This is a genomic window from Saccharopolyspora spinosa NRRL 18395 (genome assembly GCF_000194155.1).
GTDB lineage: Bacteria > Actinomycetota > Actinomycetes > Mycobacteriales > Pseudonocardiaceae > Saccharopolyspora > Saccharopolyspora spinosa.
Genome location: NZ_GL877879.1, coordinates 894025 through 913005, shown reverse-complemented (window position 1 = coordinate 913005; position 18981 = coordinate 894025). Strand labels below are relative to the sequence as shown.

The window sequence follows — 18981 nt, the reverse complement described above, 5'->3', positions numbered from 1 at the left end:
CTCGGTGCCGCGGTCCCGGACCGGCCAGGACGGAAACGTTCTGTCGTGTTCGTGTTCGTGCGCGGGCAGCCCGGCGCGCACTCAAACAAATGTACGCCGGATGGTCGAGTCGGGTCGGCAGTGGGCAAATCCGAACAAACGCCCGAAGCGGACGCGGCGGAGCTGCTATCGACGATCTCGGTGGTAGGTGTTGGCGCGGCCGTCGGTTTCGAGTTCTAACCGCAGGGTGGCCTTGGCAACGCGTTCCGAGGCCGTCATCGGCAGCGGTTCCCCGGAAGGTCCAGTAGCGCGGGACTTCGAAAGTAGGCGAGCTGGATGGCGCAGAAATCCGCCAGCTCACGTGGACCGCACGGTTCGTCGCAGCGAGCACCACCGCGTGGACCTCCTCGCCGCGCAACTCGTCCGGTTCCGGCAGGACCGCGGCCACCTCGACCGGGGTGTAGGTGCAGACGCGCTCGATCTCGGCTGCGGCGATGTTTTCGCCGCTGCGGCGGATCATGTCTTTGGTGCGTCCCGAGTAGTAGACGCGGCCGTCGTCGTCCATCCGGGCCGGGTCGCCGGTGCGGAACCGGCCTTCGCGGAAGGCGCGTTTGGTGGCCTCCGGACCGCGGAAGTAGCCGTGCATCAGGCTGGCGTCGCGGATGGGCAGTTCGCCGAGCTCGCCGCGCGGCACTGGCGCGCCGGCGTCGTCGACGATCACGACTTCGCGCCCCGGCGGCGCCCAGCCGAGGCAGCCGGTCCTAACCGCGGCGTCGTGGTCTTGCGAGGTCATCCTGATGGTCGCTACCGGTCTCGGTCATGCCGAAGGCCTCGAACCACGGGACGCCCCAGCGTTGTTCGAGCGCAGCGTGCAGGTTCGGCGGGATCGCCGACGCGCTGATGGAACGAACCCGATGTTGCCGGTCGCGCGGCGACGGTTCCTGGTCGAGCAGCGACTTCGGCATCGGGCGTAGGCAGTAGAACCAGATGCCGCGGTGCTCGCGGACCTTGGCCCAGAACGTGGCAGGATGGAAGCGGTCCAGCATCACGAGCCGCGCCCCGGCGGCGAGGCCGCGTGCGACGTTCCACTGCGGATCGATGTAGTGGAATAGTTGAGCGGTCAGGATCATGTCCCGGTCGTCGACGTTCGGGAAGCCGTTGACGAGTCCGTGCGCAAGCGTCGTCGAGTAGCGGTGGGGGAGTGCGCAGCCCTTGGGGGTGCCGGTGGTGCCGGAGGTGTATTGGACGTTCGCGAGCGCGTCCGGAGTCGGCGGAGTGCACTGGGGTGCTTCGGCGGTCGGGAGGTCGATGGTGTTCGCGCTGCTGGCGTTCGCCCCCTCGACCAGGCGGTCGCTGATCCGCACCCCGGCCGTCGCGGCCGTGGCGTGACAGCCGGGGCGATCCGCCAACGGCGGAAATCGCGCACCGCAGGCAGAAGCCGGCGCGGCGCACCGGTCGACCGGCCCACCCGAGGTTGACCGGTGCGCCATGCTGGTCGTTGCTGGGGACAATCGGTGTGGAGGTGGGAAGTGCCTGCTGGGCTGGAAGAAGTCGGTCGCGGGGATCACCCGGTCATCGCTTTGCACGGTTGGTTCGGTTCCGGGGCCGCTTGGCGGCCGTTGCAGCCGTACCTGGACGGCGCTCGTTTCCGGTACGTCTTCCCGGACTACCGTGGATACGGCTCGAGGATCTCCGAACCCGGCTCGCACACCCTCGAAGAAGCCGCCGGGGACGTGCTCGCCCTCGCCGACGAACTCGGCTTCGACCGGTTCTCGCTGGTCGGTCATTCGATGGGCGGTGCGGTGATGCAACGCGTACTGGCGGACGCGCCCGAGCGGGTTCGGGCTCTGGTGGGGGTTTCGCCGGTGCCGGCCAGCGGCGGGGAGTTCGACGAAGACGGCTGGGCGCTGTTCTCCGGTGCCGTCACCGAAGCCGGGAACCGCCGGGCCATCGTCGACTTCACGACCGGCAACCGGCTGACCGGGGTGTGGCTGGACGCGGTGGTGCGCCACTCGCTGGACACCTCCGATCCGCAGGCCTTCGGCGACTACCTGGTGGCGTGGGGCAAGGCCGACTTCCACAGCGAGATCCAGGGCAGCGAGGTGTCGGTCAAGGTCATCGTCGGCGAGCACGATCCGGCCCTCGGCGAGTCGAGGATGCGCGCGACGTTCGAGCAGTGGTACCCGAATTGCGAGATCGAGGTGTTGGGAAACGCGGGCCACTACGCGATCGACGAAACCCCGCTCGCCCTCGCCACCAGCATCGAGATCTTCCTGGCGGGGGTCCAGTAGTCGCGTGCGCGGATGCATCCGGGTCGATATCCTCCTGCGGACACGTGTACCCTCCCCGCCGCAATGTTGGCTGCTGGGCTCATCGGAGTGGGTGGCCCCGTGGCCTACGGCGCCCTCGCCGACGGGACGTCGGCCGAGCGGGCGGTCGGCGCGGCGTACCTGGAGACCAGCCTGCTCTTCGGCACCGCGATGCCCGGTGGTGGGGAGCCGGTGTCCGACGAGCAGTTCCACGCTTTCGTCGACGAGGTCGTCACGCCGCAGTTCCCGGCCGGGCTGACGGTGCAGGACGGGTACGGGCAGTACCGGGACTCGCACGGCGTGATCGAGCGCGAACGCTCCTTCGAGCTGACCCTGCTCTACCCGGCCGGTGAGCACAACGTCAACGACCCGAAGATCGAGCAGATCCGCGAGGAGTACAAGAACCGCTTCGCTCAGGAATCGGTGGCTCGCATCGACGACCGCACCGCCGTCGACTTCTGAGGCCCGGCCGCTGTTACAGCCGGTCCGCGTCCGCAGTTCGATGGTGAATTCACCTGCCAGGCGGGGGAATTCGCTGGGAGCCGGGAGCTGGGAGCCCGACCCGTCGGGTGCGGGTTCGCCGGTGCGACGGGTGAGGGCTGTGCGTATGAGGGGATGCCAGCGCGCGGCGAAGGTGTCGAGGACGTATTCGCCGCCAGCCTCCTTCGTGATCACCTGGCCGGTGGCGATCGTGTGGTGCAGGCGTGCTGGGCCGAGGACCGTGTTCGAGCGCCACGTGGTGTGCCGGGACCAGCGGCTTGGTCGGCGGCTTCTTGGACAGGGATTTCTTCGCCCGGTTTCGCCAGTGGCCACGCAGTTGGTCCAGGTTCCAGGCGCGCAGGTGGTGCGGCTCCGGATCGAGCCCGAGTTGGTCCGGAGCCGGACCGCGCACAGCGATCCCACGTTCCCGCAGTACCTTCCACATCACCGGGTTCACGTCGAAGCCGCGACCGTGTTGGAAGGACCAGCCGCTGTGCGAGGCTAGGGGGCGGATCTGCGTCACCGGCTCGCCCAGGTCGGCCATTCGACACGAACGCGCCGTTCATGGTTCCCGGGATGGTCGGATCGGCCCGCACCAGGGCGCGTCTGGCGGCCGTGGCGTCGCCGATGGGGTGCAGGACGCGCAGCCGACGCGACTCCCGGTCGCTGATGTCCCCATCCACCACGGCGATGAAGTCGATGTCGCTGCGCTCCGCCAGCCACGAGTCCAGCGCGGCCGAGCCGACGACGTAGAAGCCGGTGCTCCTCCCCGCCTGCAGCCGGTCGGCAACGGCCAGGTAGCGGGAGACGGCGCGTGCTGCATCGTGATGGAGCATTCTCGTGGTCTCCCAATGCGAGGGGTACGGCTGCTGTGCTCAGGGCCAGGGGCGATGATGTCCACATCGGACGCTTTAGCGGCCGTGGTAGGTGAAGGCCGTCCAGTGCATCGGTGCAGTCGGATCGATTTCGGCGAAGTGCTGGGTGAATTCCTCTCCAGGGCTCCCGGGATCGATCGGCGGTCGGGGTCGAGCATCCAGAGCTGGGCGGCGCGCAGGACCGCCGCCGGGTCGGGGTGCTCGGTGTTCAGGAGGTGGTGGAAGGCGATCATGAACATCGCTGCGGCCAGGTCGTCGATCTCCCACTTGGTACCGATCACCCCGCTGGCACCCGCGGCCAGTAACGCGGTGGCCAGGGTCAAGACTTCGTCGTGCTCGCGGACGGTCAGGTCGCTCGCGCAGGCGGCGAGCGCGACGAGCGCGACGTGCGGACCGTTCTCGTGGTACTGGCGCAGCACGTCGCGCACCGGCGGTGATCGCCCGGCCCCGAGCCGGAGCGCGGTTCGACCGGGAGCTCGGACTGATCGGCGTGGCAGCTCAGGTGAGCAGCGACGCGCCCAGCAGCGTCGCCAGGACATCGTCCGCGTCGGCACCGATCGGCGGCGTGGCCCAGGGCGGCCGACGTAGCGGCCGTTCGGGTAGTGGGCGTCCTGGATGTGCCCGACTTCGTGCCGGGTCCAGTACAGCTCGGGTGTGCGCATCAGGACCGGTTCTTGCTGCCAGGGGCGCGGTTGTCGGCGGGCGGCCTCCACGAATTGGGCGTGCCGTTCGGCCGGTTGCGGATCCGCCGACATCGCCCGGACCACGACCATCCTGGCCCGATCGGGGGAGTCGTGCGGCGAGGTTCCGGCTCCCTGCGTGACGACGGCCCCGGACCGCAGGGAGGCGGTTTCCGGCGTCGCGGCCGCTTCGTCGGAGAGCGCGTCGAGGTGTCGCCGAAAGTCGAGGAGTCAGGGTTTCGGCAGTTCGAGGATCAGCTGCCGGACTTCGTCATCGAGTTCGCTCCAGCGCGCGGCGGGCAGGTCCTTCCGCAGGATGAGGAAGAGGCGTTCGCCGTGGCAGACATCGCGGATCTCGGTGACGGCGTCGGGCCGCTCCAGGGTCGGTGAGCGTCTCGACCGTGTGCTGGCGGTCCTCGTCACCGCCGCCCAGCTCCCGGAACCGGGCGGCCCGCAGCTGGGCGCGTGTCAGCATCGGGTGGTCCCGCAGCTCGCATTCGGCAATCCCGTCGATGGCGATGCCCAGATCCGCGATCACCTCCTCGACGCCGGCCGCGTCGGCGAGCCGGAGCACCGTTTTCGAGACGAGTATCGCGGCGCGGCCGAAGATCTCGGCGCGCGCCGGATTGTCCGCCGCCACTAGCGGCCGCAATTGCCGCCAGTACCCCACGGCGGCCCGCAGATCGTCCTCGCCGTGGTGGGCCGCGCGCAGCAGATGCGCCAGGCAGAGGTCGTATAGCGGCGCGATGCGGGCGGGGGAGTCCTCGACGATCGCCGCGGTGAGCCGATAGGCGATGCCGAGCGCCTCGTCGGGCTCGGCACCGGTCAACTAGTCGCGTTGCGGCAGCAGATCCACCAGCTGCACTGCGGCTACCTAGGTCGCTTCGGGTTCGGTTTGGATGCCAAGCTCCTCGCGCAGCGCAGTGATGGCTTCGGTGAGTTCGGCCGGAACTCGGTCATCGTCGCTCCCTGTGCGGCACCCGCCCCCAAGCTAGCGCGCGTCGATCAACTTTCGAGCGGCTCTTCGATCGAGTTCGCCTCCCAACGGTTTCGAGGAGGCGGCGATGAGGCGCTGCCAGGTGTCGATACAGTCGGGCATATGTCTGGTTCGCCGGTTCCGGTTCCCGCTGTCCTCCTCGCCGGCGGGGCGGACCGCGAGTGGCAGCCGGTCCAGGGCGGGGAGTCGGGCGCCAGCACCTTCCGGTCTTCGGACGGCTCGTGCTTCGCCAAGTGCGTCGCGATCGGTCAGGTGGCGGAGCTGCAACAGGAACGTGACCGGGCCGAATGGCTTTGCGCCAACCGAGTTCCCGGCCCCACTGTCCTCGCCTGGCACGCCGATGACGCGGGCGCATGCCTCGTGACCAGGGTGATGGCGGGCGTGTCCGCGGATGCGGTTGCGGCCCCGATTCTCGCGCGGGCGTGGGAATCGATCTCGGATGCTGTGCGGCGCCTGCATGACCTGCCCACGGCCACCTGCCCGTTCTCGCGGGACCTGGCGCAGATGTTCGCGACCGCGCAGGACGTGGTCGCGCGCGGTGCGGTCAATCCAGACTTCCTGCCGGTGGAACAGCAGGGGACGGAGCCCGCGCTGCTGCTCTCGCGCTTGGCCCCGCAGCTGGAGCAGCGCATCGAGCAGGAGGCTGCGGAACTCGTCGTTTGCCACGGAGACCTGTGCCTGCCCAACATCATCCTTGACCCGGACACCCTGGACGTCGCGGGCTTCATCGATCTCGGCCGGCTCGGCACGGCCGACCCGTACGCCGACATCTCGCTACTGCTCGCCAACGCCCGGGAAACCTGGCCGGGCGAAGCCGAAGCCCGGGTCACGGACGGGGCCTTCGCCCGACGGTACGGGATCGAGCTCGACGAGGACCGGAGACGGTTCTACCTGCACCTCGACCCGCTGACCTGGGGGTGACGCTTCAGGCCGGCAGGAGGCGGGCGACGAGTTCGCTGAGGCGGCGGGCGTTGCGGCATTGGTGCGTCTCGACGACCTCGGCGTAGTCGTGGGCTGCCGAGTCGCCGGTCGACCACCGGTTGGTCTGCTCGGGATTGAGCCAACACACCCGGCGGGCCCGGTTGACGACCTGCCGCAGCGCGTCCAGGTTCGGGTCCTAGCCGTTGGTGCGGGCGTCGCCGAGGATCAGCACCGAGGTGCGCGGGCCGACGGCATCGAGGTGGCGTTCTGCGAATTCACCCATCGCAGCACCGTAGTCGCTGCTGTCGTGCCAGCCGGTCACCGTCGCCTCGATGAGGATGCGGCGGCCGAGCTCCACCGGGTCTGCCAAGCCGCCGATGATCAGTCTGGTCACCTCGTCGGTGCGGTTGCCGAAGGCGAACACGCGGACCTTGCTGAACTGGTCGTGCAGCGCCTGGACCAGCAGCATGGTGAAGTTCGCGAAGTCCGCCACGGATCCGCAAACATCGCACAGCAGCGCGATTTCTGGCCGTGCGGGGCGGCGGTGCTGGTAGACCGGGTGCAGCGGTACGCCACCCGTGGACAGGGCGCGGTGCAGCGTGCGGCACAGGTCGATCTGCCCGCGAGCGGCCTGGCGGCGACGTGCCGCGAGCCGGTGGCGAGCTTGCGGGCCAGCGGCTGCGCGACCGGCGTTGAGGAAGTCGATCTGGTCGGCGCTCGGCGCGACAGCATGCTCAGCGATGTGCTCCGTCCCGCGCAGTTCTGCGGATCGGCGCCGGGCATACGCGGTGATCGTGCCCAGTTCGGGCACCGTGATCTGGAAGTCGCTGAGCACTCCAGCAGCAGCCTGTCCAGCTCGACGTGGGCTTTGTCGGTCGCGTCGATCAGCAGCACCGTCGGTTCGTCCGCACTGGATGGCGGTGAGCAGCGGGCAGGCGAGCCGGAACTCCTCGCTGAAGATGTCGGTGAGCGCCTCACCCCAGGTCTCGTCGCGCCCGGCGGTGATCCGCAGCAGCTGCTTGCTGTGGTTCCACTCGTAGAGCGCGCGGGTCTCGTCGACGCCCTCGTAGCACTGCAGCCGGACCAGACGAGTGCCGCCGACCTGGGCGACGGCCTTGGCCAGCTCGGTCTTGCCGACCCCTGCCGGGCTCTCTACCAGCAACGGCTTGCCGAGCCGATCGGCGAGAAGATGGTGGTGGCGACGGCGGTCGACGCGAGGTAGCCGGCCTTGGCCAGCTTCGGGGACACGCCGTCCACGGACGTGAAGAACCCGGGCCCGTCTGCTGGTGCGCCGCCGTCGGTCATGCCGTCAACTCCCGTCCGTCGGGCCCGGCGTGCCCAGGCCACGCCATGCAGGCCAGGTGCTTTAGCGCGACTCACTTTGTCAACGTCGTTTCACCACGTGTGCGCGCCGCAAGTTCCTCCACTGTGGACGCGGATTTGTCGTCGGCGGTGACCCGAACGTCTTGCATCGGTTGCCCGGGCAGCGCGGACGCAGTGTGCTGGACGAGAGGCAACGGAGCCTTCTGGAGGAGACATGCGTGCAGCTGTGTACCGAGGCCGCGAGGACGTCGTAGTGCAGGACGTGGCGGAGCCCTCGTGCTCGTACGGGCAGGTCAAGGTGAAGGTCGAGCACAACGGGATCTGCGGAAGCGACCTGCACGAGTACTACGCGGGGCCGATCTTCGTGCCGACCGAACCGCATCCGCTGACCGGGCAGCAGCTGCCCCTGACGTTGGGGCACGAGTTCGCCGGGACGGTCGTGGAGTTGGGGGAGGGCGTCCAGGACGTCTCCGTCGGTGAACACGTGGCGATCGAGCCGGTGTACCGCTGCGGCGAGTGCCCGCCGTGCCGCAGCGGGCACTACAACATCTGCCAGCAGATCGGCTTCCACGGTCTGATGGCCTCCGGTGGTATGGCCGAGTACACCGTGGTGCCCGCGTGGATGGCGCATCGGCTCCCGGCGTCGATCAGCTCGGAGCTCGGCGCGCTGGTCGAGCCGATGTCGGTGGCCTACCACGCGGTGCGCCTCAGCGAGGCGCGCGACGGGGACACAGCCGTGGTCTTCGGCGCGGGGCCGATCGGCATAGGTATCTGGTTCGCCCTGCGCGGGCTGGGGGTCGAGGACATCACCATCCTCGAACCATCGTCGGTGCGCCGCGACGCCATCTCCGCGTTGGGCGCCACCGACGTGATCGATCCGACCGCGACCGACCCGGTGAGGCACCTCCTGCAGCGCACCGGAGGGCGGGGTGTCGACGCGGCGTTCGACGCTGCGGGCGTGGAAAGCAGTGTCGCTGCTGGTCTTTCCTGCCTGGGTGCCCGCAAGCGGCTGATCGCGGTGGCGATCTACGAGCATCCGCTGACCACGAACCTGCTCGAACTCGTCATGCGCGAGGGCATGGTGCAGGGCTCGCTGTGCTACACCTCCGACGACTACCGCGCGGTGATTGATCTGATGGCCCGCGGCCACTACGACACCACCGGATGGGTCACCCATGTCCCGATCGACCAGGTCGTCGAGGAGGGCTTCGCGGCGCTGCGCGCCGGCCGGAAGATGAAGATCCTGGTCGACCCGTGAGCCCCGCCCGATGGGTCGTTCTGAGCCACCAGGCGACCGGGACGTCTGAGACAGGCGCAACATCAGTCCCCGGTGAGGGCGGCTACTAGTGCAGTGATGACACGCGGTGGCGGTCTCCCCAGCCTCGGCCAGGCGTGTCACGCGCCCAGGGAAGCCAGCGCTGTTCGCCAGGTTCGCCATCACTTGCTGGGTCTGAGCGGCGACGTCACCTTCGCCGATGAGCGCGCCGTTGCTGTCGACGGCGTGCTGGCCGCCGATGTAGATCGTGGTCGCACCGGGCGGCACGACCGCCACACGGCTGACAGGGGGCGAGCGCACGAGGACTTCGGGGCGAAGCAGTGACTTCTCCTGGGGCATGGCCCAGCGTGACCACATACCCGGACAGGTGGCGTCCGGGTATGTGATTCTCGTCCGGTGAGTACCGCGAGTCGCCCTCTGGAGGCCCTTTCGCTGCTGCGAGCACACCCCGGCATCTCCGCCCCCAGCCTCGCCGCCCGGCTCGGTGTCACCGAACGCACCGCGTACCCCGACCTCGCACAGCTGCGCGAGCTCGGCTACCCCATCGGCGCATCGCGAACCTGCCCGGCGGCCTGGTCGCGGTGCCCGTGGTGTCGCCGACCCCGGTCTGGCGCATCAGCGCCGCGGTGAAGAAGTCGAGCGCCGACCACCCGGCGGCCAAGCGCACCGTCGAACTGCTCCACGCGCTCACGCGGGAGCCACCGGCCGTCGCGCGGTGACCGTTTGCGGTCAGTCGAGTTGTTCGGTCCCCGGCTCGGTTAGCTCGGCGGCCACCACGTCTCCTGGCTCGCCGGGTGCGACCGGGCGTACGAGACCTTGGTGCACGAGCCAGTGGGCGGTCTGCTGGTCGCAGAACGCCACGCCGTCGATGTACAGGTCCGGCTCGCAGCTGCAGGTGATTTGAACGCGGCCTGCGGCGACCGCCCGCAGGGTGGCACGTTCCCGGTTGTTGAGCTCTACACGCACGTCGGGCATGTCCCCCAAACCCCCTCCCGACGTCATCGGCGGTTGCCGAGTGTTCCAGCGGAGCGGCCGGTCGGACAGGGCGGAAAGACCTATCTCGTGACGGTCACGACCACGGGTCGGTGGTCCGACGCTTGCGTGTCGGGTACTTCGGCGCGGGTTGCGCGCAACTGCCCGGCGAAGGTCACGTAGTCGATCCGGTTCTGCGGCGCCGATGCGGGGTAGGTCAGGCCGGCGTCCGGTCCATTCGTGGCGGCCCAGCCGTCCCGCATGCGGGCCAGCAACGGTGCCAGCTCCGGGGCGCCGGGGCTGGCGTTGAAGTCGCCGAGCAGGAGCTGCCGGGAGCCGGGCGGGTCCTGGTCCAGGATTCGGATCGTCTCGTCGACCTGAGTCCGCCGGACAGCCGGGTCGGGCCGGTAGTCGAGGTGGGTCGCGTAGACGTGCGTCGGGCCCCCCGGGGTGGCGAGGACTGCCTCGGCGAAGCCCGGCATCGGCTTCGGCACCGGAGCGGGATCCACCGTGGAAAGCCGGGTGATCCAGTGGTTCTCGGTGTGAATGACGGGGAACCGGCTGAGCACCGCGACGCCGTACCGGCGGCGCTCGGTGTGCCCGGGCTCCGGGTCCAGGTTGTAGATCGGCGCGAAGAACACGTGCATCCCGGTCAGCCGGCCCAGCTGCTCGGCCTGGTCGGCGTAGCCGCTGCGCGCCGACCAGTGCAAGTCGACCTCCTGCAGGCCGACCACGTCCGCCCCGCTGCCCGTGATCGCGTCCGCGGTGCGCGCCAGGTCGAGCCGTCCGTCGGTCCCGATCCCGGTGTGGATGTTGAAGTCGAGGACGTCGAGGTCGTGGCCGGGGGCCGCCTGCGCCGCCTGCGGCAGCAGCGCGATCACGGCGGTGGCGAGGGCGATCACGACATTGGTCCGGCGAGAAGCGGTCACAAGTCCGGCAGCATACGAGCCCCCGATGACGGTGTCGTGGACTTCGCCTTGCCGGTACCTGACGCGCGCGTGCTTCGCGTCCAGCACTTCCTTGATGCGCGACGACTAGGGGCAATATCGGGCCACGGCGTCCGGCGCACCGGTCCGCTCGACGCACCCCCAGTGGAGAGGATCTACACCTCCAGACTCCCGGACCGGCCGCCGAGACACAGCCGCATGCCAGCAGCCAAGCCGGCGACGCTACCCGTCGGGCACCGCGCCGCCGTCGAAGTCCGGTGGAACTACCACGACCTGGGCCACGAGCTGCGCTTTGCGTCCCAACGGCTTCGTCGACGCCGGATACGCCCCTACGCCTCATCACCGACTGAGCCGCGGCTTCGCGAGGAAACTGCGGACGGTGCCCCAGGCGGTAAGGCAGAGGACCACCAGCGCGGGCCATAGCAGGATCCAGGCCGCGTCCGCCATCCAGGCGATGCCGGATGCCGCGGCGGTGCTGAAGCAGGCCGCGCAGGTCATGCCTAGGGGGAAAACCGTTGCCCAGCGGCGGAAGTCGTAGCGCAGGCGCGGCGCGAGCAGCTCGAACACCACCAGCACCAGGTACCAGCCCACGGTGATCGCCCAGAGCACGAGGTCGATGGTGCGCACCGTCGCAGCCGCCGTCGGCATCTCCAGCGCTTGCAGCGCAAAGTGCAGCTTGCCGGTCGCAACGGTGCTGATCGCGAGCGCCCCTCCGGCGATCCAGTGATCCCCGGCTCCGCGGCTGAGCTGCCGGAAGTCGAACGGGACGAGCACCGCGGCGTACAGCACCAGGCCGAGCGCAGTCGCACCGGCACAAACCCACAGCAGCAACGGAGATCGCGCGTCGATGGCGAGCTGACCCGCCAGGACCGCCAACGACTGCGTCGCGACGCAGACCAGGAAGTTCACCCCGACGGTCGGGGTCCGCCAGCCGCGCAACACCAGCGGCATCAACCCGAGCCACAGCAGCGTCGCCACCACGAGGAGCACCCAAGCGGCCGCCCAGAAGTGCAGGCCGAGGCCGAGAACCCCGGTGGCGGCTACGCAGGTCAACGCGCCGGGGCGGCCGGCCTCCCACAACCAGCGCTTGGTGTCGAAGGAAATCCGTGTCAGGAACGCCACCGCCAACACGCCCCACGAAGCGGCGGCACCCACCAGCAACACCAAGGAGAGCACGGGAAAACCCGCCATTCCGCTGGCGACCGACACCACTCCGATGCTCATCACCACCGCCCCGGATTCGGGCGGTACGCCCTTCCAGTTCATGCCGTCAGAGCCGCTGCCAGCCGCGCGGCGATTGCCGGGTTCCCACTCGGTCACCGGATCGGCTGCGGTAGACGATGTACGGGCGGAACAGGTAGTGCAGCGGGGCGCTGAAGGCGTGCACGAGGCGGCTGAACGGCCACAGCGCGAACAGGGCCAGGCCGAGCAGCGCGTGCATCCGGTAGTCCAGCGGGGCGTGCGCCATCAACTCCGGGTGCGGCTGCAGCAAGAAGATGCCGCGGAACCACGGTCCGATCGTATCGCGGTAGTCGTAGGGTCCGCGGACGCCGTTGTCGACGATCGTGGTCCACAGTCCGAGACAGATCGTGGCCGTCAGCGCGGTGTAGGTGAACAGGTCGCTGCGGCTGGTCGCGCCGCGCACCGCGTGCGTGCGCAGGCGCCGCCACAGCAGGACCAGCAGCCCGGCCAGCGCGGCACAACCCGCGAACGTGCCCATGCCCAGCGACACCTCGTGGTAGTTCGACTCCGTCACGCCGAACACTTCGGTGAGCCACTTCGGCACCACCAGGCCGAGCACGTGGCCGCCGACGACGAACAGCAGTCCATAGTGGAACAGCGGGCTGCCGATCCGCAGCAGGCGGGACTCGTGCAGCTGGCTGGACCGGGTGGTCCAGCCGAACTTGTCATACCGGTACCGCCAAATCGTGCCGCCGATGAACACGGCGAGCACGACGTATGGCAGCACGGCCCACAGCACGACGTCGAACGGGGTGGTCATCGGCGGCCCTCCTGGAGGGTGAGCGGATAGGGCTGCAGGCCGACCTGCTCAGTCGGCGCTTGCGAGGGAGCAGCGGTGCTTTCGCGCTGTCGCGGCACGGCGTCAAGCACGGCTTGCACGGCAGGGGCGTATGGGGTCTCGATCTCGGCGAGCTTGCGGTGCAACACCTCGATCGCGGGCCGGTAGCGGCCGAGCAGGCGCTCGCCCTCGCGTCGCCGCGGACCGGCGGAGAACTCCAGCAGGGCGGGCAGGTAATCCGGCAGTTCGCCACCGATGATCCGGTAGCCGTGCGTGCGGTACACGCCCGCCAGCTCGGCCAGCGCGCCGCCGCGTAAACGGGTGTCGCCGTGCACGTACCAGGTCAGGTACAGGCCGCGGCGCGGGCTGGTGTCGAACACCTCGATGTAGTGCTGCTCTGCTTGCTGCGCAGGCGTCTTCGCGAGGTGCTCCAGGGTGTGGTGCAGGTGCTTCGCCGCGCCGGTTCCGGCGATTTCGGCGAGGCATTCCCGCAGCAGATCCATCCGCTGGGCCAACTCCGCGTCGGGGTAGTGCAGGCACCACGCGGCGATCTGGCGCACCAGCGCGCGCGAGCGGGAATCCTTGCGGCGACGTTTCACGACCGCTCCCCGCGAAGCGTCGGGAACATGCCGTCCGGGCGTCCGCTGCCGTCCCACACGACCAGGTCGGTGCTACCGGACCGCAGCCCGCCCATGCCAGGCCCGCCGTCGGTGTCCAGGCTGCACGTGGTCGCGATCGATTCCAGCTCGTGCGCGTCGCCGATGCCGGCGGTCGGGATGACGTAGCGCTCGTCGTACTTCGCGATGGCCAGCAGCCGGTACATCGACTGGAGTTCCGCAGCGTCCAACCCGATCGTGCGGAGCGGTTCCTCGTCTGGCGGTTCGTCCAGGTTCAGCGACCGCATGTATGAGCGCATCGCCGCGAGCTTGCGCAGCGAATCACGCACCGGGCCGACGTCACCCGCGGTGAACAGCTCGGCCAGGTACTCCACGGGGATGCGCAGGGCGTCGATGGCGCCGAAGAGGTTCCCGGCGTCCGCACCGTCGAAACCGGTCTCCGCGACGGCGTCCACCACCGGCGACAGCGGCGGGATGTACCAGACCATCGGCATTGTCCGGTACTCCGGGTGCAGCGGTAGCGCGACGCGGTAGCGGCAGATCAGGTCGTGGACCGGGGACCGCCGGGCTGCCTCGACCCAGTCGTGCGGGATGCCCGCCCGCTCGGCGGCAGCGGCGACGGCGGGATCGTTCGGATCGAGGAAGAGGTCCCGCTGCGCCGGGTAGAGCTCGTGCTCGTCGGTCGTGGCGGCCGCCTCGCCAACCCGGTCGGCGTCGTAGAGCAGCACCCCGATGTAGCGCAGGCGGCCGACGCAGGTCTCCGAGCAGATCGTCGGCTGCCCGACCTCCACCCTCGGGTAGCAGAAGGTGCACTTCTCGGCCTTGCCGGTCTTGTGGTTGAAGTAGACCTTCTTGTACGGGCAACCGGAAACGCACATCCGCCAGCCCCGGCAGCGGTCCTGGTCGACGAGCACGATGCCGTCCTCGGCCCGCTTGTACATCGCCCCGGACGGGCAGGACGCGACGCAGGACGGGTTGAGGCAGTGCTCGCAGATCCGCGGCAGGTAGAACAGGAACGACTGCTCGAACTCGAAGCGGATCCGGGTGCCCAGCTCGGTGCGCAGCTTCGCGACCACCGGGTCCGACTCGCCGTGCTCGGGGGCGCCGCCCAGCGAGTCCTCCCAGTTCGGTCCCCAGCGGATGTTGGTCGGGCGTCCGGTGATCGCCGAGTTCGGGCGGGCCACCGGGGTGTCGTCGCCCAGCGGCGCTTCCAGCAGGTTCCAGTAGTCGTAGGTCCAGGGCTGGTAGTAGTCGTCGAGCTCCGGCAGGTCCGGGTTGGCGAACAGCGTCGCGAGCTTGCGCAGCCGCCCGCCGCCGCGCAGCTTCAGCCGGCCTCGGCGGTCCAGCCGCCAGCCGCCGCGCCACTGCTCCTGGTCCTCGTAGCGCCGCGGATAGCCCTGTCCGGGACGGGTTTCGACGTTGTTGAACCACACGTACTCGACGCCGCCCCGGTTGGTCCAGGTCTGTTTGCAGGTGACCGAGCAGGTGTGGCAGCCGATGCACTTGTCCAGGTTCATCACCATTGCCAGTTGTGCCATGACACGCATCAGTACTCGACCTCCTGGTTGCGGCGGCGGATGACGGTGACCTCGTCGCGCTGGTTGCCGGTCGGGCCGTGGTAGTTCAGCGCGAACGACTGCTGCGCGTAGCCGCCGATGAGGTGCGTCGGCTTGACCTGCACGCGGGTCAACGAGTTGTGGATTCCCCCGCGCCTGCCGGTGGTTTCGCTCTTCGGCACGTTCACCGTCCGGTCCTGCGCGTGGTACATGAACACGGTTCCGGTTGGCATCCGGTGCGACACGACCGCGCGGGCGACCACGACGCCGTTGCGGTTGACGGCCTCGACCCAGTCGTTGTCGGAGACACCGATGGCCGCCGCGTCCGCCGGGCTCATCCAGAACGTCGGGCCACCCCGGGAGAGCGTCAGCATGATCGGGTTGTCCTGGTATTCGCTGTGGATCGACCACTTCGAGTGCGGCGTCAGGTATCGCACCACGACTTCGGCGGTGCCGTCGGGGCCGAGCCGGCGTTCCCCGCAGAGCCGGTGCAGGTCCAGCGGCGGCCGGTACAGCGGCAGCTGCTCGCCGAGTTCGGCCATCCAGTCGTGGTCGAGGAAGAAGTGCTGGCGGCCGGTGAGGGTATGCCAGGGCTTGAGCTGCTCGACGTTGATGGTGAACGGCGCGTACCGCCGCCCGCCGGACTCGTCGCCGGACCACTCCGGGCTGGTGACCACCGGAACCGGCCGGGACCTGGTGTCGGCGAAGGTCACCCGGTGTCCGATGTGGTGGGCGGAGATGTGGGTGAGGTCGCGGCCGACCCGGTCGGCCAGCACCCGGAACCCCTCGTTGGCAAGCCGGCCGTTGGTGGTGCCGGACAGCGCGAGGATCGCGTCGGCGGTCCGGCGATCGGTGTCCAGCAGCGGGCGTCCGGCGGCCGGTCCGCCCGCCGCGACCCCGTTCGACTCGGCCAGCCACGCCAGTTCCGGGCCGACCTCGACGGTGTAGCCCTTCGTCGTGGTGCCGAGTTTGTCCAGCAGTGGCCCGACCGCACCCAGCTTGGCGGCGACCGCCGGGTAGTCGCGTTCGACGACGGTGAGCGCCGGCATCGTCCGGCCGGGGACGGGGTCGACGTCGCCGCGGCGCCAGTCGCGCAGGACCCCGCCGGGTTGCGCGGCTTCGCCGGGGGTGTCGTGGCCGAGCGCCGTCGCCACCACGTCCCGCCGGATGCCGAGGTGGTGCGTGGCGAGTTCGCTGAACCTGGCGGCGATGGCGTGGAAGGCGTCGAAGTCGGTCCGGCACTGCCAGGGCGGGTTGACGGCCGCGTTGAACGAGTGCACGTAGGGGTGCATGTCAGTGCTGGACAGGTCGTGCTTCTCGTACCAGGTCGCGGCGGGCAGCACGACGTCGGAGAACAGCGTCGTGCTGGTCATCCGGAAGTCCAGCGACAGCAGCAGATCGAGCTTGCCTTCTGCCGCATCCGACCGGTGCACCTCGACCGGCGGCTGCTCGGGCTCGGTCGATCGCGGTGACGCGTCGGTGCCCAGCAGGTGCTTGAGGAAGAACTCGTTGCCCTTGGCCGAAGAGCCCAGCAGGTTGGAGCGCCACACGGTCAGCACCCGCGGCCAGTTCGACGGCGCATCCGGGTCCTCGCCCGCGAAACCAAGCCGACCGGCCTGCAGTTCCCGCACGACGTGCTCGCCGGGTTCGAGTCCGGCCGCAGCGGCCTCGTCGGCGAGGTCCAGCGGGTTGCGGTCGAAGGTGGGGTAGGACGGCATCCAGCCCGCGCGCGCCGAGCGGGCGAGGCAGTCGGCGGCCGTGGCTCCGGCGAGCGTCCCAGCCGCGCCGGGCCAGGCTAGCGCGTCCGCGGTGAGCCCGTCGTAGCGCCACTGCCCGGTGTGCAGGTAGAACCAGGCGGTGCCGATCATCTGGCGCGGCGGGCGGTGCCAGTCCGCCGCCGACGCCAGCGTGGCCCAGCCGGTCAGCGGCCGGACCTTCTCCTGACCGACGTAGTGCGCCCACCCGCCGCCGTTGCGGCCCTGGCAGCCGGTGAGCAGCAGCAGGGTCAGGAACGTGCGGTACACCTCGTCGGAGTGGAACCAGTGGTTGGTACCCGCGCCCATGAGGATCATGCACCGCCCCTGGGAGCGGATCGCGGTTTCGGCGAGTTCCCGGGCGATCCGCGCGGCCCGACCTGCGGGCACCGACGTGATCTGCTCCTGCCAGGCCGGGGTGCCCGGCGAGTCCGGGTCGTCGTAGCCGGACGGCCATTCGCCCGGCAGGCCTTCGCGGGTGACCCCGTACTGCGCGAGCAGCAGGTCGAACACGGTTGTCACCAGCGGGCCGCCGGGGCTCAGCCGGATCGCCGGGACGCCGCGGGTGATCGCCGCGCCGCTGCCGTCCGGCGCGTCGAAGCGGGGCAGCATGACCTCGACCGGCTCGCTGTCGTGGGTGTGCAGGCTCAGGCGCGGGGTGACGGCGCCGAGGTCGAGGTTCCACCGCCCGGTTTCGCGGTCGTTCCAACGGAATCCCAGCGAACCGTTGGGCACCACCGGCTCGCCCGTCGCGTCGTCGAGGAGCACCGTCTTCCACTCCTCGTGCTGGCCTTCGCGGCCGATGTCGGCGGCGGTGACGAACTTCCCCGGCACGAATCCGCCGCCGCGTTCGACGAGGCTGACGAGGAATGGCAGGTCGGTGAAGCGCCGCACGTAGTCGGTGAAGAACGGCGTCGGACGGTCGACGAAGAACTCCTTGAGCACCACGTGGCCCATCGCCACGGCCAGCGCTGCGTCGGTGCCCGGGTGCGGCGCGAGCCATTCGTCGGCGAACTTGGTGTTGTCGGCGTAGTCGGGCGAGACGACGACGACCTTCTGGCCCCGGTAGCGCGCCTCGGTCATCCAGTGTGCGTCGGGCGTGCGGGTGACCGGCACGTTGGAGCCCCACATCATGAGGTACGCGGCATCCCACCAGTCCGCCGACTCCGGAACGTCGGTCTGGTCGCCGAACACCTGCGGCGAGGCGACCGGCAGGTCGGCGTACCAGTCGTAGAACGACAGCATCGGCGCGCCGATCAGCGCCATGAACCGCGACCCCACGGCGTGCGAGACCATCGACATGGCCGGGATCGGGGAGAACCCCGCGATGCGGTCCGGGCCATGTGCGGCGATGGTGTGCACGTGCGCGGCGGCGATCATCTCGACCGCCTCGTCCCAGGAGATGCGGACCAGCCCGCCCTTGCCGCGGGCCTGCTGGTAGCGCCGCCTGCGCTCGGGATCGTCCATGATGGACTGCCATGCGGCGACGGGATCGCCTGTCCGCCGCCGGGCCTCGCGGTACATCTCCACCAGCACGCCCCGGGCGTGCGGGTAGCGGATGCGGGTGGGGGAGTAGGAGTACCAGGAGAACGAGGCCCCGCGAGGGCAGCCGCGCGGTTCGTACTCGGGCCGGTCCGGGCCGACCGACGGGTAGTCGGTGTCCTGCGCCTCCCAGGTGATGATGCCGTCCTTGACATAGACGTTCCACCGGCAGGACCCGGTGCAGTTCACGCCGTGGGTTGAGGGCACCACCTTGTCGTGGCTCCACCGGTCGCGGTAGAACACGTCGCCCTCGCGGCCGCCGCTGCGGTACACCGCGTGAAGGTCCGCAGAGGTGTCGTCTTTGGACACCAGTCGGCCGATTCTCAGCAGCGCGTCACCGGCCGTTCCCCCGGTTCGACCCCGGGTTCGACCCCCGGTCCGGCCCTCGGTTAATTGTCCGGGAACTCCGTCGGAGTTCCGGATCGGTGCTGCGCACATGGTGACTTCTCCCGATCTCGCGGAGAAACGATGAAGCGAATTCGGTGTCGGTTCGCAGGACCTAATTTACGACCGGAGTGGCCGCCGCGCAGCGAGATCAAATATGGGAAACTTCACACTCGGTTAAGGGAGAAAGCTCTCAGTGACCAGTTTGTTCGGCTGTGCTTCTCGTATTTCTTTTGTCCAATTTATCGACGCATCAGGATTTCATTAAAAGTAGATGGACAGGGCTTTTGTGCTGTCAGGAGATCCTTGCTTGGTATATGCCAAAACTCTTTTGAATTGTTTTGGAAAC

17 protein-coding genes and 4 pseudogenes are annotated in these 18981 nt (G+C 69.4%); 9 read left to right on the top strand and 12 right to left on the bottom strand.

Features of this window, described 5'->3' with window-relative positions:
* Positions 1-165: 165 nt before the first annotated feature.
* Positions 166-1274: pseudogene (locus tag SSPN_RS51715) on the bottom strand (AMP-binding protein); the annotation flags it as partial.
* On the opposite strand from SSPN_RS51715, the gene SSPN_RS62850 reads away from it, so the two are divergent.
* The 4 genes from SSPN_RS62850 (at position 1216) to SSPN_RS60200 (ending at position 3521) form a co-directional block, all read left to right on the top strand.
* A complete protein-coding gene (locus SSPN_RS62850) occupies positions 1216-1368 on the top strand; it encodes a hypothetical protein (protein WP_420188104.1) in 153 nt (50 codons plus the stop codon). The pseudogene SSPN_RS51715 and the gene SSPN_RS62850 overlap by 59 nt on opposite strands.
* 140 nt (positions 1369-1508) lie before the next feature.
* On the top strand, positions 1509-2270 hold the full coding sequence (locus SSPN_RS0123210) for an alpha/beta fold hydrolase (protein ID WP_010309590.1): 762 nt from the start codon (positions 1509-1511) through the stop codon (positions 2268-2270).
* A 99-nt stretch (positions 2271-2369) separates the two neighbouring features.
* Positions 2370-2750, top strand: coding sequence for a DUF3574 domain-containing protein (locus SSPN_RS0123205; protein ID WP_237710701.1), 381 nt, complete (start codon positions 2370-2372; stop codon positions 2748-2750).
* 594 nt (positions 2751-3344) lie between these two features.
* A complete protein-coding gene (locus SSPN_RS60200; protein ID WP_237710700.1) occupies positions 3345-3521 on the top strand; it encodes a hypothetical protein in 177 nt (58 codons plus the stop codon).
* Between the two features lie 280 nt (positions 3522-3801).
* Here the strand turns inward: SSPN_RS60200 and SSPN_RS62845 are convergent.
* Positions 3802-3993 (bottom strand): annotated as a pseudogene (locus tag SSPN_RS62845) (CHAT domain-containing protein); the annotation flags it as partial.
* Between the two features lie 601 nt (positions 3994-4594).
* Complete coding sequence (locus SSPN_RS51700) at positions 4595-5152, bottom strand: hypothetical protein (protein WP_083822053.1); 558 nt, start codon at positions 5150-5152, stop codon at positions 4595-4597.
* Positions 5153-5422: 270 nt separating this feature from the next.
* On the opposite strand from SSPN_RS51700, the gene SSPN_RS0123175 reads away from it, so the two are divergent.
* Positions 5423-6241, top strand: coding sequence for an APH(3'') family aminoglycoside O-phosphotransferase (locus SSPN_RS0123175; RefSeq protein WP_029535642.1), 819 nt, complete (start codon positions 5423-5425; stop codon positions 6239-6241).
* 4 nt (positions 6242-6245) lie between these two features.
* Here the strand turns inward: SSPN_RS0123175 and SSPN_RS51695 are convergent.
* Both SSPN_RS51695 and SSPN_RS60195 read right to left on the bottom strand, forming a co-directional pair.
* Positions 6246-7052, bottom strand: a pseudogene (locus SSPN_RS51695) (VWA domain-containing protein).
* Positions 7026-7546: pseudogene (locus SSPN_RS60195) on the bottom strand (AAA family ATPase); the annotation flags it as partial. The pseudogenes SSPN_RS60195 and SSPN_RS51695, both read right to left, overlap by 27 nt.
* Before the next feature lie 232 nt (positions 7547-7778).
* On the opposite strand from SSPN_RS60195, the gene SSPN_RS0123160 reads away from it, so the two are divergent.
* The 4 genes from SSPN_RS0123160 (at position 7779) to SSPN_RS60190 (ending at position 9559) form a co-directional block, all read left to right on the top strand.
* Entirely contained in the window at positions 7779-8822 is a 1044-nt protein-coding gene (locus SSPN_RS0123160) for a 2,3-butanediol dehydrogenase (RefSeq protein ID WP_029535641.1), read from the top strand.
* Between the two features lie 183 nt (positions 8823-9005).
* Positions 9006-9164, top strand: coding sequence for a hypothetical protein (locus tag SSPN_RS56970; protein WP_010309574.1), 159 nt, complete (start codon positions 9006-9008; stop codon positions 9162-9164).
* A gap of 72 nt (positions 9165-9236) precedes the next feature.
* Positions 9237-9470 (top strand): HTH domain-containing protein, encoded by a 234-nt coding sequence (locus tag SSPN_RS51685; RefSeq protein ID WP_083822051.1) that lies wholly within the window; start codon positions 9237-9239, stop codon positions 9468-9470.
* Complete coding sequence (locus SSPN_RS60190) at positions 9431-9559, top strand: hypothetical protein (protein ID WP_337466381.1); 129 nt, start codon at positions 9431-9433, stop codon at positions 9557-9559. Before SSPN_RS51685 ends, SSPN_RS60190 begins: the two co-directional genes overlap by 40 nt.
* A 10-nt stretch (positions 9560-9569) precedes the next feature.
* Here the strand turns inward: SSPN_RS60190 and SSPN_RS0123145 are convergent, their stop codons facing one another.
* The 7 genes from SSPN_RS0123145 to SSPN_RS0123115 all read right to left on the bottom strand — a co-directional run bounded on the left by SSPN_RS0123145 (position 9570) and on the right by SSPN_RS0123115 (position 18686).
* A complete protein-coding gene (locus SSPN_RS0123145; RefSeq protein WP_010309568.1) occupies positions 9570-9815 on the bottom strand; it encodes a hypothetical protein in 246 nt (81 codons plus the stop codon).
* A gap of 80 nt (positions 9816-9895) precedes the next feature.
* Positions 9896-10828 (bottom strand): endonuclease/exonuclease/phosphatase family protein, encoded by a 933-nt coding sequence (locus SSPN_RS0123140; protein WP_010309566.1) that lies wholly within the window; start codon positions 10826-10828, stop codon positions 9896-9898.
* 270 nt (positions 10829-11098) lie between these two features.
* Positions 11099-12079: a tellurite resistance/C4-dicarboxylate transporter family protein gene (locus SSPN_RS0123135; protein WP_010309563.1), complete on the bottom strand. Its 981-nt coding sequence runs from the start codon at positions 12077-12079 to the stop codon at positions 11099-11101.
* Positions 12030-12761, bottom strand: a complete 732-nt coding sequence (gene narI, locus SSPN_RS0123130; RefSeq protein WP_010309562.1) for a respiratory nitrate reductase subunit gamma — start codon at positions 12759-12761, stop codon at positions 12030-12032. The genes SSPN_RS0123135 and narI overlap by 50 nt, the downstream gene beginning before the upstream one ends.
* Positions 12758-13378, bottom strand: a complete 621-nt coding sequence (gene narJ, locus SSPN_RS0123125) for a nitrate reductase molybdenum cofactor assembly chaperone (RefSeq protein ID WP_010309560.1) — start codon at positions 13376-13378, stop codon at positions 12758-12760. Before narJ ends, narI begins: the two co-directional genes overlap by 4 nt.
* Positions 13375-14943 (bottom strand): nitrate reductase subunit beta, encoded by a 1569-nt coding sequence (gene narH, locus SSPN_RS0123120; protein WP_010309558.1) that lies wholly within the window; start codon positions 14941-14943, stop codon positions 13375-13377. The genes narJ and narH overlap by 4 nt, the downstream gene beginning before the upstream one ends.
* Positions 14943-18686 (bottom strand): nitrate reductase subunit alpha, encoded by a 3744-nt coding sequence (locus SSPN_RS0123115; protein WP_083822050.1) that lies wholly within the window; start codon positions 18684-18686, stop codon positions 14943-14945. Before SSPN_RS0123115 ends, narH begins: the two co-directional genes overlap by 1 nt.
* Positions 18687-18981 lie beyond the last annotated feature (295 nt).

What these genes read in the sequence shown, in the direction of transcription:
- SSPN_RS0123115 (WP_083822050.1), bottom strand. Translation starts at nt 18,686, where the DNA reads ATGTGCGCAGCACCGATCCGGAACTCCGACGGAGTTCCCGGACAATTA.
- SSPN_RS0123145 (WP_010309568.1), bottom strand. Translation starts at nt 9,815, where the DNA reads ATGCCCGACGTGCGTGTAGAGCTCAACAACCGGGAACGTGCCACCCTG.
- SSPN_RS0123175 (WP_029535642.1), top strand. Translation starts at nt 5,423, where the DNA reads ATGTCTGGTTCGCCGGTTCCGGTTCCCGCTGTCCTCCTCGCCGGCGGG.
- SSPN_RS0123160 (WP_029535641.1), top strand. Translation starts at nt 7,779, where the DNA reads ATGCGTGCAGCTGTGTACCGAGGCCGCGAGGACGTCGTAGTGCAGGAC.
- narH (WP_010309558.1), bottom strand. Translation starts at nt 14,943, where the DNA reads ATGCGTGTCATGGCACAACTGGCAATGGTGATGAACCTGGACAAGTGC.
- SSPN_RS60200 (WP_237710700.1), top strand. Translation starts at nt 3,345, where the DNA reads ATGGTCGGATCGGCCCGCACCAGGGCGCGTCTGGCGGCCGTGGCGTCG.
- narI (WP_010309562.1), bottom strand. Translation starts at nt 12,761, where the DNA reads ATGACCACCCCGTTCGACGTCGTGCTGTGGGCCGTGCTGCCATACGTC.